Consider the following 13,640-nt stretch of genomic DNA (forward strand, 5'->3'; position numbering starts at 1 on the left):
GCCAGTGTTCCATCCGATCAAAAAGGTGTCAAACGTTTTCGAAAACGCTTTCGAAGCGATACGCTCGCCCCATTATGAACCGTCGACCCACCATCCACGATGTGGCCAGCGCGGCCGGCGTCTCGGTGGCCACGGTCTCGAAAGCCGTCAATGGGCGTTACGGTGTCGCCGAAGAAACTGTCGCCAGAGTGATGCTCGTCGTCAAGGAACTCGGCTACGCATCGAGCATCGTGGCCAGCAGTATGCGATCCCGTCGCACGGGCGTGATCGGGGTGCTCGTGGCAGACTTCGAGCCATTCAGTGCCGAGATCCTGAAGGGCGTCGGGGCTGAGCTTCGGGGCTCGGCCTGGGACCTTCTCGCCTACGCCGGCTCGCGCCAGGCCGAGGTCACGGGGTGGGAACGTCGCTCGCTCCAACGCCTGAGCGGAACCCTTATCGACGGGGCGATCATGGTCACCCCCACGGTCGTGAGTGCCTCGACCGAGATTCCCCTGGTGGCAATCGATCCCCACACCGGGCGGGCAGACCTGCCGACGGTCGAAGCAGACAGCTTCGGTGGGGCCCGCCAGGCCACACGGCACCTGATCGAACTCGGGCACACCCGCATCGGGTTCATCGGTGGACGCCCCGACCTGAGATCGGCAGCATTGCGTGATGCGGGATACCGTCGTGCTCTCTCGGACGCGGGCCTTCCCTTCGATCCGCGCCTCGTGCGGGAAGGCAATTACGAGCAGCAGTCCTCTCGCGAACCGGCGCAGTCCCTGCTGCGGAGTTCCCCGCGACCGACGGCGGTGTTTGCGGCGAACGACCTCTCCGGAATCGCGATTCTCGAGGCGGCCTCCGAACTCGGTCTCGACGTGCCGGGCGACCTCTCGGTCATCGGGTTCGACGACATTCCCGAGGCCGCGCGGGCGACTCCGCCGCTCACCACCATCCACCAGCCCATGCAGAGCCTCGGTGCGACGGCCGCACGGCTGGTGGTGGCACTCCTGGCGGGCGAGACTCCGGATTCCACCCACATTCTCATGCCGACCCGGCTGGTACTGCGGGCCACCACCGCATCACCTCGACGCTGATCGGACGGATTGACCGGAGCCGGTCTGCGCGATAGGTTGTGTCAAGCAACATTTTCGGTCCACTGCAAAGGAGCACCCGTGCCCATTCCCTCCCGCGACGACAAGTTCTCTTTCGGCCTCTGGACGATCGGATACAACGGAGCAGACCCATTCGGCGGGCCCACCCGCGCTCCCCTCGATGTCGTGCACGCCGTCGAGAAGCTCGCGGAACTCGGCGCATACGGCCTCACCTTCCACGATGACGACCTCTATGCGTTCGGGTCGACCGACGCCGAGCGCGACACGCAGATCGGCCGCCTCAAGCAGGCCCTCTCCGACACCGGCCTCATTGTGCCGATGGTCACCACCAACCTGTTCAGTGCCCCGGTCTTCAAAGACGGTGGATTCACCTCCAACGATCGCGGAGTGCGCCGCTACGCGATGCGCAAGGCCATGCGCCAGCTCGAACTCGGTGTGGAGCTGGGTGCGAAGACCTTCGTCATGTGGGGTGGACGCGAAGGCGCAGAATACGACGCAGCCAAAGACATCCGCAGCGCTCTCGAGCGTTACCGCGAAGCCCTCAATGTGTTCGGCGACTACGTGACCGATAAGGGATACGACATCCGGTTCGCCATCGAACCCAAACCGAACGAGCCCCGTGGTGACATCCTGCTGCCGACTGTCGGCCACGCCATGGCGTTCATCGAGACACTCGAGCGGCCCGAACTATTCGGGCTGAACCCGGAAGTCGGCCACGAGCAAATGGCCGGGCTCAATTTCGCTGCCGGAATCGCGCAGACCCTCTACCAGGGCAAGCTTTTCCACATCGACCTCAACGGCCAGCGCGGCATCAAGTACGACCAGGACCTGGTGTTCGGTCACGGCGACCTGCACAACGCGTTCGCCCTCGTCGACCTGCTGGAGAACGGTGGCCCGAACGGTGGGCCCTCCTACGACGGGCCGCGCCATTTCGACTACAAGCCGAGCCGCACCGAAGACGAGACCGGCGTCTGGGATTCCGCAGCGGCGAACATGAACACCTACCTGCTGCTGAAGGAGCGCGCGGCCGCGTTCCGCGCCGACCCCGAGGTTCAGGAGGCACTCTCCGCGGCACGCGTGCCTGAACTTGCTGTGCCGACCCTCTCCGTCGGCGAGAGTTACGACGATCTGCTGGCCGACCGCGCATCCTTCGAAGACTTCGACACCGATTCCTACTTCAACGGCAAGGGCTTCGGATTCGTGCGGCTGCAACAGCTGGCAACCGAGCACCTGATGGGTGCTCGCTGACCATGACACTCGTGGCGGGAGTCGACTCGTCCACGCAGAGCTGCAAGGTCGTGATCGTGGATGCCGCCACCGGCGTCACGGTGCGAACCGGCCGCGCGGCTCACCCAGCCGGGACCGAAGTCGATCCTGAGGCATGGTGGACCGCGCTGCAGCACGCGATCGCTGACGCTGGCGGTCTCGCCGACGTCGCCGCGATCTCCGTTGGCGGGCAGCAGCACGGCATGGTCGTACTGGATCACGGTGGTCGGGTCATCCGCCCTGCCCTGCTGTGGAACGACACCCGCTCAGCTCAGGCCGCCCGTGACCTGGCTGCCGAGGTACCGGACATCGTCGCTCGCACGGGCTCGATACCGGTCGCCAGTTTCACGAGCACGAAGCTGCGCTGGCTGCGAGACGCCGAGCCCGAGAACGCTGCCGCCGTCGCGGCGGTGGCCCTCCCCCACGACTGGCTCACCTGGCGCCTCAGGGGCTTCGGCCCGCAGAATCCGCGGCTCGATGCGCTGACGACCGATCGCTCGGATGCCAGCGGCACCGGCTATTTCGACCCCGTCTCGGGTGAGTACGATCGCGAGCTGCTCGAGCTCGCCATTGGAAATTCAGGAACCGTCGTACCGCGCGTGGTCGCACCTGGCGAGTCGGCCGGAGTGATCGCCGCATCTCCTGAATTTCCGACACCGGAGGGTGGGATCGTGGTCGGCGCGGGGGCCGGCGACAACGCCGGCGCGGCTCTCGGACTGGGTGCGCGGGATGGCGACGTGGTGGTGTCGATCGGCACGAGCGGCACGGTCTTCGCCGTCACCGCGACGCCCAGCCACGACGAGACCGGTACGGTCGCAGGCTTCGCCGATGCCAGTGGGCTGTTCCTGCCGCTCGTCGCGACGCTCAACGCCGCCCGGGTGCTCGACTCCATTGCAGCACTCCTCGGCGTGACCCACGACGAACTCGGCGCCCTGGCCCTCCAGGCCGAACCGGGTTCGGGCGGCCTCGTTCTGCAGCCCTACTTCGAGGGCGAACGAACGCCCAACCTGCCGGATGCCACGGCTACCCTCTTCGGGATGACCCTCGCTTCGACAACTCGACCCGACCTTGCCCGCTCGGCGATCGAGGGGCTGCTCTGCGGTCTCGCGGATGGGCTGGACGCGCTGCGCGCCCAGGGCGTGCAGGCGCACCGCATCCTGCTCATCGGCGGTGCCGCACAGAATCGCGCAGTCTCGGCGATCGCGGCCCAGGTATTCGAGGTACCGGTCGTGGTTCCGAGCCCTGGTGAGTACGTGGCACTCGGTGCGGCGGCCCAGGCCGCCTGGGCCCTTCAGGGCGAGCGCCCGGACTGGGAGCTGCCGATCGCGGCCGAGCCCGCGATCGACACCCGGCCGATCATCCGGCAGCAGTATTCCGCGCGTTAGGCCGAGTCGCGCCAGACGATCTCCGTGGGCAACAGCGTGCCGGTCTGCTCCGGCCGGGTTCCGTTGACCAGGTCGAGCAGGATCGAGGCCGCCTGGCGCCCCAGCAGATCGGCAGGCTGGCGAATCGTGGAGAGCAGCGGGTCGCACCGCTGGGCCCATTCGCTGTCGTCGAATCCGACGATCCCGACGTCGCCGGGGATGCTGCGGCCGGCCTGGCGCAGCACATCGATGGCCCCGGCAGCTATCGCATCTGACGCGGCGAACACCCCGTCGATGTCCGGCTCCCTGGCCAGCAGCTCCTTCATCCCCGCGACACCGGTCTCCCGGGAGTAGAGCGGGAAGTCGACGACAAGGCGTTCGTCGAAGCCATCACCGATCGCCGATCGGAAACCAGCCAGGCGATCCGCCCCGGAGTCGCGGTCGAGAGCAGCCGCGATCATCCCGATCCTGCGACGACCCGTATCGCGAAGCCGGGACGTGACATCGCGTGCCGCGGTGTAGTTGTCGATGCCGACGAACGGGATCTTCGGCACATCGGAGGGGTGCCCCACGGTCACCGCCGGCAGCCCGATCTGGCCGATGGCGAGTGCGATGGGGTCGTGCTCGCGGGCAGACACGATGATCACACCGTCGACGAACCCACCCCGGAGGAAGTCGGCGACTCTCGCCGAGTCCCGATCCGAACCGATGATGAGGCAGACCAACTGATAGTCGTCCTCCGACAACCGCTCGTTGGTCCCCAGAAGGATGGCGCCGATGTTGGGATCCTCGAGAAAGACCGAGTGCGGCTCGTGCACGATCAGTCCGACCGCGCGGGTGCGCTGGGACGCGAGATTGCGCGCCGCCATGTTGCGTACGTAACCCACCCTGGCGATGGCAAGCTCGATCGCCTCGCGTGCCGAGTCTGAGACGTAACGCTCACCGTTGAGCAGTCTGGATACGGTTCCGCGAGAGACCTTCGCCTCGTCAGCAACGTCGAAGATCGTTGCTCTCTTCGGGCGATCGTCACTCTGGCGCATGACCGCTATTTTAGCCGTGCTGGCACGGTTCACGGGCTCAACAACGGCCATAACGGTTGACACCACGAGCGGCGCCCAGCTACGATTTGGGAAGCCCGCTCCGTGAAGCGGGTTTATTTTGAGCCTGCTCTGTGCACGCTCACAGAAACTCTGGAGGAGGTTGCTGTGAAGCGACACGAGCCAGCCCGCGCTACCCAGGGCTGGCAACGCGGCGGAATCCTGTTCGGCTGCGACTACAACCCTGAGCAGTGGCCCGAAAGCGTCTGGAACGACGACGTCGCGCTGATGGTCCAGGCCGGAATCGACATCGTCGCGATCAACATCTTCGGCTGGGCGTCGATCGAACCACGGCCCGGCGAATACGACTTCGACTCGCTCGACGCGATCATCGCCCTGCTCCACGAGAACGGCATCCGGGTCAATCTCGGCACCGGTACCTCATCCCCACCGCCGTGGCTGTCGACGCAGCATCCGGAGATCCTGCCCGTCATGGCTGATGGCACCACTCGCTGGCCCGGGGGCCGACAGGCATGGTGCCCGAGCTCGCCCGTGTTCCGCGAACACGCGCTGCGGCTGGCTTCTGTCGTCGCCGAACGATACGGTGACCATCCTGCGGTTGCGCTCTGGCACGTCTCGAACGAGCTCGGGTGCCACAATGCCCTCTGCTACTGCGATGTCTCCGCGACATCGTTCCGACGATGGCTCGAGGCGCGCTATGCAACCATCGAACGCCTCAACGATGCCTGGGGTACCTCATTCTGGAGCCAGCGCTACTCGCGTTGGAGCGAGATCCTGCCGCCGCGAACGACAGTGTCTACGGTGAACCCCGGCCATCGACTGGACTTCGAGCGCTTCAGCTCGGAAGAGCTGCTGAGCTACTACCGTGACGAACTCGCCATCGTCCGCGCCGCCAGTTCGGTTCCGGTAACGACCAATTTCATGATCACTGCGCACATTCGCACGCAGGACTACTGGCGATGGGCACCGGAAGTCGACCTCATCGCCAACGACCACTACGTCGACTACCGTCTCGAGCATCCTGAGGCCGAGGTGTCGTTCTCCGCTGACCTGACTCGCGGACTCGCGGACGGAAACCCCTGGTTGCTCATGGAGACGTCCACGAGCGCCGTGAGCTGGCAGCCGTACAACATCGCCAAGGTGCCCGGTGAGCTGGCTCGCACCGTGGCCTCACATGTCGCCCGCGGCGCTGACGGCATCTGCTTCTTCCAGTGGCGGGCGTCCCGCCAGGGCGCGGAGAAATTCCATTCTGCTCTGCTCCCCCACGCCGGAACCGACTCCGGGATCTGGCGAGAGACGCTCGGAGTCAGCGCCATGCTCGACCAGCTCGCGCCCGTCAGTGGCAGTCGGGTCGACGCACGGGCAGCGATCATGTTCAGCTGGGAAGCATGGTGGGCAGTTGAGAACGACACACATCCTTCCCAGGACGTGAAGTACATGCCGGAGGCCCATCGGGCATATGCGGCTCTTCGAACCGCCGGGGTGACCGTCGACTTCGTTCCCCCGGGCGCAAACCTGTCCGGCTATTCGCTCGTGATCGTCCCCACGCTCTACTGCATCACTGACGTCGACGCACAAGCGTTGTCTGACTACGTGGCCGGTGGCGGCCACGTGATGGTGACGTTTTTCTCCGGACTGGCCGACGATGAACTCCGATTGCGAATGGATGTCACCCAGGCCACCCCGCCCGGCGCTTTCGCCGAACTCCTTGGCGCCTGGACCGAAGAGTTCTTTCCGCTCAATGCGGATGGCACGGTTGTGCTCAGCGACGGATCGACGGGGACGATATGGACGGAGATCGTGCGGGTGACCACAGCCACGGTCATGACGGAGTTCGCCGACGGGCAACTCCCGGGGCAACCGGCAGCGACCTCGAACGTGTTCGGCGAGGGGCGTGCCATCTACGTGGCGACGGCACTCGACGACGACTCATACGCTGAACTCATGGCGGGTGCCCTCACCGAAGCTGGCGTCGTGGGCCATGCGCTGGGACGGGATGTCGAGGTCGTCTCCCGCTCCAACGACACCGACCGTTTCGTGTTCGTGATCAATCACTCCGACCGCGAGGTGTCATTCACCGGGACAGGGACCGAGCTCACGACCGGCGAGCGGGTCGAGGGAACCGTCTTCGTCCCCGCTGGCGCGGTGAGGGTGCTGCGAGAGTCGATCCACTAAAGGCGGACAACCCGCAGCACGAGGGCCTGCTGGGCCTGGAGCGGCGGCCAGGCGAGACCTATTGAGCCGAGCACCAAGCCCGGGAGCGTCGTACCCCCTGCTGCCAGCCACGGTGGAATGCCGTGGAAATACTGCACCGTTGCCCCGAGGTCGAGAGGCTCGACGCGATAGTCGGCATGGGGGTCGAGCCCCGGCAGGATCAGGCCCGTGCTGACCGCGTCCCGAGGCGCCTCGAGGCACACTGCGGCGAAGATCGCCTCGCTGAGGTCGGCAGCTACGACTCCGTGCAGTTCGAGCGCCGCATCCGCGGAATCAGCCCGCACGACGGTGCCGGAGTGCAGCACGGCACGATGTTGCTTGTATGCGGCGATCCAGAGGGTCACAGACGCGAGCTCCTCCGGGCTCGACTTCGTGAGATCCCATTCGATTCCAGCGGATCCGAAGAATGCGGTTGCGAGTCGAAAGCCGAGGTCGGTCTGGCGACCGGTCGTGTGAGCGATGGTCGCGCCCAGGTGGCTGCCGATCACCCCGGGTGGCAGCACGATCGAGGTGTATCGCTGGATTCGCTGCCGCTCGACCGGATCGTTGGTATCGCTGGCCCACACACGGTCGGTGAATTGCAGAACTCCGAGATCGGTGCGCCCGCCGCCCGAGGAGCATGACTCGATCTCGAGGGAGGGATACCGGTCATTCAGTTCGGCCAGGAGTCGCCAGGTCGCGAGAGTCTGGCGGTGGGCAGAGCCGCCGAGAAGATCCCGATTCTGATCCCACTTCAGGTAGGCGATGTCATAACGGTCGAGCAGCGCGCAGAGTTGGGCGAGCACCGAGTCGTAAGCGTCGGGGTTGGCCAGGTCGAGCACGAACTGGTTGCGCCACGGTTGGGGTAGCCGGCGTGGAGAACCCGTGAGCACCCATTCGGGATGCGCGCGCGCCATCTCCGAATCCAGGCTCACCATTTCGGGCTCGACCCAGAGCCCGAAGTCCATCCCGAGCGAGTGGACGTGGTCGATGATCGGAGCCAGCCCCTGCGGCCATCGTTCGGGGTCGACAGTCCAGTCACCGAGGGCGCGAGTGGCATCAGTGCGACCCGTCATCCAGCCATCGTCGAGCACGAATCGTTCGACGCCAACCGATGCCGCAACCGAGGCCAGCGATCTCAACCGCTCGAGATCGTGGTCGAAATAGACCGCCTCCCAGGTGTTCAGGATGACCGGGCGCGGCCCGAGCGGCCGCCGACGGCGCGCCCACGCATGGAAGCGCTCGGATATCCCGTCGAGACCGACTGCCGACCAGGCCGCAAGCACCTGCGGTGACACGTAGGACTCCCCCGCAGCGAGGATGACCTCGCCGGGCGCGAGCAACTCGGCCGCGCCGAGCACGGCCTGTCCGGTCGGGTGGGACTCGGCATACAGGTCGTGGTCTCCGCTGAAGGCAAGATGCACCGCCCACACGTCACCTGCGCGGAATCCGAAGCCCGGTGTTCCTGCAGCGAGCAGCTCGGGGCTGTCATGACCGTTCCTGCCGTGACGCGTCTGCCGGCTCCAGCTCCCGTGAGCAAGCTCACGACGCTGGGGGCGACGCTCGAACGACCAGCGGCCCGTGACATCCAGCACTTCCCTGGCTCGCGGGGGTATCGGGAGCGTTGAGCCGAGCCTGCCCAGGGTGAATTCGGATTCACCGGTATTCGTCACGGTGGTGCGAGTCACGAGAAGACCCTCGGGAGACAGCACTATCTCGACCGTGGCCTCCAGACCCGCCGCCGAATCGGTGAGCACCGCGATGACGCTGCGGACATCGGGACGGTCGACGCGGGACAGGATGAACGATGGCTCGATGGTCTGCGAGGCCCGATGCCCCGAGAGCCCGGGCGTTCCGCTCCAGCCTTCACTGGCCACAGGCAACAGGCTCAGGCATGCCGGGCTGTCGATCGAGCTCGGCGGGATCGCGACGGTCTGGGCTGCGGCCAGGCCTGCGAGCTGCGTCGAGTCCAGGTCACCGAGATCCGCACCCCAGTGCACAAAAGAGGGTACCCCCGCCCCCCGGGCATCCAGCACGAGGCTGGTTCCCGGGGAGCGGAGGTAGATGATGGTGTTGATAGGGAGCTACTCCGCGACAGGGATGGACTGCGCCTTGAGGGCCGCGATCGTCTTCTCTGTGCCGGTCGCGAGCGCGTCAGCCAGCGTACCGCTGCCGCCCAGTGCTGCACCGAATCCGTCTGACACATCCGTATAGGTCTGTGTCATGGTCGGCCCCCATACGAAATTGGGGATGACCTGGGCCGAGGCCTCGGCGAACACGTCGTAGATCTTCTGTCCGCCATAGAACTCCTGCCCCGCGGTGAAGACCGGCAGGTTGGCGCCGTCCTTCGATGCCGGGTAGAGGCCTCCGAGCTCGTTCGCCATCTCGAGCGCGTCCGGGTCGGTGTTCAACCACAGGGCGAACTGTGCTGCCTCGTAGGGGTGCTTCGACCCCTTCAGCACCGCGCTCGACGAGCCACCCCAGTTTCCGGCAGCGTCGTCGCCGGCGTTCCACTGCGGCATCTGCGCCACGGCCCACTTGCCCGAGGTGTCAGGAGCACCGCTCTTGATGGTGCTGGCACCCCAGACCGCCGAGATCCAGGTCCACTGCTGGCCGGTGTTGAATGATGCATTCCACTCGTCTGAGAACGACGCGAGAGTCGAGACCTCACCTCGGTCGAGCAGCCCCTGCCAGTAGTCGGCCACTTCGAGCGATTCCGGGCTGGTCAGGTCGACAGTCCAGTCTTCGCCGTTGTTCTCGAACCACTGGCCGTTATTCTGCCAGACCATCCCCGCGAACCAGTTCACGTCGGTCTTGGGGAAGTTGGTGATGTATGAGCCGAGCGCCTTGATCTTTGCGGCGGCATCTGCATACTCTGCCCACGTTGTCGGAACCGGGATCCCCGCGGCCTCGAACAGGTCAGCCCGGTAATACATGGCCGTGGGGCCGGAGTCCTGCGGGATAGCGTAGACAGCGTTGTCTTCGCCGAAGGTCACCTGGCTCCAGGTCCAGTCGACGAACTGATCACCAGCCGCGAGGATATCGCCGCACCCCGCGATGTTCTCCAGGCCATCCTGCACGCGGAAGCTCGGGAGGGCGTCGTACTCGACCTGGCCAACATCTGGTGCGTTGCCAGCCTTGATCTGGTTGAAGAAGTTCTGGTACGTACCGGAGTTACCATTCGGGCCGGTCTGGAATTCGACCTGGATGTCGGGATTCTTCTCGTTCCAGAGGGCGACGACCTGGTCCATCCCGGGGACCCAGCTGGTGAAGGTGAGATCGACGGGGCCGTCTGACGGCTCACAACCGCCGGAGGCGGTATCCGGTGTAGCGCTCGCGCAGCCGGCAAGTGCCAGCGCCGAGACAACGGCCGCTGCCATAGCGACCGTTCGGAGGTTACGTTGCATGAGAGTTCCAATCGTGTGCTGTGTACACCATCCGAAGCCGGATCGTGAGTGATGGATAGCGATTTACTTAATGCTTCCCGCCGCGAGGCCGCCGCTCCAGAACCGTTGAAGACTCAGGAACGCGATGATGAGCGGGATGATCGACACGAATGCGCCGATGATGACGAACGACCGGAGTTCAGGATTCTGGCCGATCGCACTGTTCCAGGAGTACAGACCCAGGGTCACCGGAAACAGGCTGGGGTCCCGCAGCATGATGAGCGGCAGGAAGAAGTTGTTCCAGATGGCGACGAACTGGAAGAGGAAGATCGTGACGAGAGCCGGCGCCATCAATCGAGTCGCGACGGTGAAGAATGTGCGCACCTCATTCGAGCCGTCGAGTCGAGCTGCTTCCAGCAGTTCATCCGGCACGCTCGAAGCGGCATAGATCCGGGCGAGGTAGACACCGAAAGGGCTGACGATGCTGGGGAGGAAGACGGCCCAGAACGTGTTGGTGAGACCGACCTGGCTGAAGATGAGGAAGAGCGGCAGAGCGAGTGCCGTTGCCGGGACCAGAACGCCAGAGAGCACGAGGTTGAAGACAGCCTCCCGGCCACGGAATCCGTACTTGGCCAGTGCGTAGCCGCACATGGACGCGATGACGGTCCCGAGCAACGCACCGGCTCCTGCGTACAGCACGCTGTTGAGGATCCATTTCAGGAAGACGCCGTCGTTATATGCAAACAGGCCACTGATGTTGTCAATGAAGTTCGGTATCGCGTCCGGGGTGAATATCAGCGCTGGGGTCGTCGTGAACTGCCCTTGCGTCTTCGTGGACGACACGAGCAGCCACCAAATCGGGATGAGGAAATAGAGCGTGAAGACGCCCATGATGAGCATTGCCGCCGATCGAGACAGGATGGGTTCGCGCTGGGAACCCTTTGCCTTCGAGCTACGGGTCAGGCTCGGGGCGCTCATGCGAAGGCTCGTCTCTGCGTCACTTTGAGGAACACGAACGACAGTACGAACGTCGACAGGGCGAGCACGACGGAGAACGCCGCAGCAAGGCTGTAGTTCGGCACCGAGGCTGTCGTGTACACGGCGAGGTTCGGGGTGAAGGTCGAATTGATAGCGGTGCTGAAGCTGCGCAGCGTCTGCGGCTCAGCGAGCAACTGCAGGGTGCCGATGATCGAGAACACGGCGGTGAGGATAAGCGCCGGCGTGACCAGGGGGATCTTGATCTGCCAGGCGATGGCCCAGTTGCTGGCGCCATCGATTCTGGCGGCTTCATAGATCTCCGTCGGGATGGCGAGCAGTGCTGAATAGATGATCAGCATGTTGTAACCGACGTAGACCCAGGTCACGATGTTGGCGATCGACCACAGCACCAGGTCGGCTCCCAGGAACGGGATGTTCTGGGTCACGGCACTGAACGGCGAGAGCGACGGTGAATACAGGAAACCCCACATGATCGCCGCGATGACACCGGGCACAGCATACGGAGCGAAGAATGCGAGGCGGAAGAATTTCTTCCCCTTGAGCAACGGGGAGTCGAGCAGTAGCGCGAACAGGAGCGCCAGCCCGAGCATGACCGGCACCTGCACTGCGCCGAAGGCGAGCACCCTCAGCACCGAGGCCCAGAAATCGCTGGCCTGGAACACCGCGATGTACTGGGTGAATCCGCCGAAGACGGTGGTCGCAGGCCCGAAGGTTCCCACGCGTTCGACGGTGAGGAACGACTGGTAGATCGCATACCCGATCGGGATGACGTAGAAGAGGAGATACAGCAGGAGAAATGGCCCGATGAAGATCGTGAGGGCCTTGCGGTGGCTCAGCCTCTTCCGCGGTGCGGCGCTCACGCCCAACCCGTGGCGGGGGGCTCGTACTGAGGTCACCGTCATAGGAAATGCCCCGATCATCGTTGGTCTGGCGCAGTGGGCGAACCCGGTCCGGGCCCTGGAAGTGCTCGACTTGCCAGCGAATGGTGGTGCTAACGCAGTCTCTGTGAACGCTCCCATCTTATTCACATGGATTTCTGGCTGTCAACCGAATGGGGGGGTGCGGCGCGTCCACACTCGGAACCTTCGGTGCAGGACCACATGTTCGACCGCACGACAGGGACGACGAAGGCCGACCGGGGCGAACCCCGACCGGCCTTCGTTTTGAGAGAGAAGCTGCTACTTGGTGAGCGGCTCGAGGCTGTCGTTGCCCTTGTAGACCTCGGCAGCGGTGTCTTTGGTGACCACCAGAGGTGCCAGCAGGTACGACGGCACGACCTTGACTCCGTTGTCGTACGACTCCGTGTCGTTGACCTCGGGCGTGTCGCCCTTCTGCAGGTCCTGAACCATCACGATGGCCTGTGCAACGAGCGCACGAGTGTCCTTGTAGATGGTCATGTACTGTTCGCCAGCCATGATCGACTTGACGGACTCGACCTCTGAGTCCTGGCCCGTGATGACCGGGATCGGCTTTCCTGCAGCAACGACGCCTTCAATGATCGCGCGAGCGAGCGTGTCGTTGGGCGACAGGACGCCATCGAGGTCTGCCGACGCGTAGTTGCCCGCGAGCAGGGTGTCAATACGGCTGCGCGCATTCTGCGCCAACCATCCCTGGGTTGCGGTCTGCGCAACAGCGGTCTGGCCCGAGACGACCACGAGTGTTCCGTCATCAATCTTCGGCTGGAGCACGCTCATCGCACCATCGAAGAAGACTCCGGCGTTGTTGTCGTCGGGTGAACCTGAGAACAGTTCGATGTTGTACGACTTCTTGTCGGGGGACTTCGCTGCGAGTCCGTCGAGCAGCGCCTGGCCCTGCAGCTCGCCTACCTTGAAGTTGTCGAACGCGAGGTAGTAGTCGACAGCCTCGGTGTTCAGGATGAGGCGGTCGTACGCGATGACGGTCGCTCCGGCATCGTGGGCTGCCTCGACCTGTGACGACAGCTGAGCGCCATCCTTCGCGCCGATGATGATGACCTTGGCGCCGTTGGTGACCATCGAGCTGATCTGGTTCTGCTGTTCCGGAACGGTGTTGTTCGCGGGCGCGTACTGCACGTCCGGCTTGAACCCGGCTTCCGTCAGGCCATCGGTGAACAGCTGGCCGGCAAGCACCCAGTTCTCCGAGGTCTTGTCCGGCAGTGCTACTCCGATAGTGGAATCCGCTGCGAATCCGGCTGCTGCGCTCGCGCCGTCGGTGGCGACATCGCCACGGCTCGAGCAACCCGCGAGGGTCAATGCCGCGATGGCGGCGAAGGCCGTCGTCGCGATAACGAGTTTCTTCATT

General features: G+C 64.6%; 10 protein-coding genes. 4 read left to right on the plus strand and 6 right to left on the minus strand.

Annotated features, from left to right (window positions below):
* Positions 1-74: 74 nt before the first annotated feature.
* The 3 genes from IEW81_RS04155 to xylB all read left to right on the plus strand — a co-directional run bounded on the left by IEW81_RS04155 (position 75) and on the right by xylB (position 3,745).
* Positions 75-1,076, plus strand: a complete 1,002-nt coding sequence (locus IEW81_RS04155) for a LacI family DNA-binding transcriptional regulator (RefSeq protein WP_097060318.1) — start codon at positions 75-77, stop codon at positions 1,074-1,076.
* Between the two features lie 78 nt (positions 1,077-1,154).
* Positions 1,155-2,342, plus strand: a complete 1,188-nt coding sequence (xylA, locus tag IEW81_RS04160) for a xylose isomerase (protein ID WP_097060317.1) — start codon at positions 1,155-1,157, stop codon at positions 2,340-2,342.
* 2 nt (positions 2,343-2,344) lie between these two features.
* Positions 2,345-3,745: a xylulokinase gene (gene xylB / locus IEW81_RS04165; RefSeq protein ID WP_097060316.1), complete on the plus strand. Its 1,401-nt coding sequence runs from the start codon at positions 2,345-2,347 to the stop codon at positions 3,743-3,745.
* On the opposite strand, the gene IEW81_RS04170 is transcribed toward xylB, so the two are convergent.
* Positions 3,742-4,764: a LacI family DNA-binding transcriptional regulator gene (locus tag IEW81_RS04170; protein ID WP_097060417.1), complete on the minus strand. Its 1,023-nt coding sequence runs from the start codon at positions 4,762-4,764 to the stop codon at positions 3,742-3,744. The two genes, xylB and IEW81_RS04170, sit on opposite strands and share 4 nt — an antisense overlap.
* Positions 4,765-4,929: 165 nt before the next feature.
* Here IEW81_RS04170 and IEW81_RS04175 point away from each other — a divergent pair, with 165 nt between their 5' ends.
* Complete coding sequence (locus IEW81_RS04175; RefSeq protein WP_229671231.1) at positions 4,930-6,957, plus strand: beta-galactosidase; 2,028 nt, start codon at positions 4,930-4,932, stop codon at positions 6,955-6,957.
* Here the strand turns inward: IEW81_RS04175 and IEW81_RS04180 are convergent.
* The 5 genes from IEW81_RS04180 to IEW81_RS04200 form a co-directional block, all read right to left on the minus strand.
* Positions 6,954-8,975 carry an alpha-galactosidase gene (locus tag IEW81_RS04180; RefSeq protein WP_229671232.1) on the minus strand — a complete coding sequence of 674 codons (2,022 nt, stop codon included), beginning with the start codon at positions 8,973-8,975 and terminating at the stop codon, positions 6,954-6,956. The genes IEW81_RS04175 and IEW81_RS04180 overlap by 4 nt on opposite strands.
* Positions 8,976-9,059: 84 nt before the next feature.
* On the minus strand, positions 9,060-10,382 hold the full coding sequence (locus tag IEW81_RS04185) for an ABC transporter substrate-binding protein (protein WP_097060314.1): 1,323 nt from the start codon (positions 10,380-10,382) through the stop codon (positions 9,060-9,062).
* Between the two features lie 63 nt (positions 10,383-10,445).
* Positions 10,446-11,339, minus strand: coding sequence for a carbohydrate ABC transporter permease (locus tag IEW81_RS04190; RefSeq protein ID WP_179691806.1), 894 nt, complete (start codon positions 11,337-11,339; stop codon positions 10,446-10,448).
* Positions 11,336-12,262, minus strand: coding sequence for a carbohydrate ABC transporter permease (locus IEW81_RS04195; RefSeq protein ID WP_097060313.1), 927 nt, complete (start codon positions 12,260-12,262; stop codon positions 11,336-11,338). The genes IEW81_RS04190 and IEW81_RS04195 overlap by 4 nt, the downstream gene beginning before the upstream one ends.
* A 276-nt stretch (positions 12,263-12,538) precedes the next feature.
* Positions 12,539-13,639, minus strand: coding sequence for a substrate-binding domain-containing protein (locus IEW81_RS04200; RefSeq protein ID WP_097060312.1), 1,101 nt, complete (start codon positions 13,637-13,639; stop codon positions 12,539-12,541).
* Between the last annotated feature and the right edge of the window lies 1 nt (position 13,640).

The sequence above is a fragment of the Salinibacterium xinjiangense genome (genome assembly GCF_014645015.1).
In the GTDB taxonomy this organism is placed as follows: Bacteria; Actinomycetota; Actinomycetes; order Actinomycetales; family Microbacteriaceae; genus Rhodoglobus; species Rhodoglobus xinjiangensis.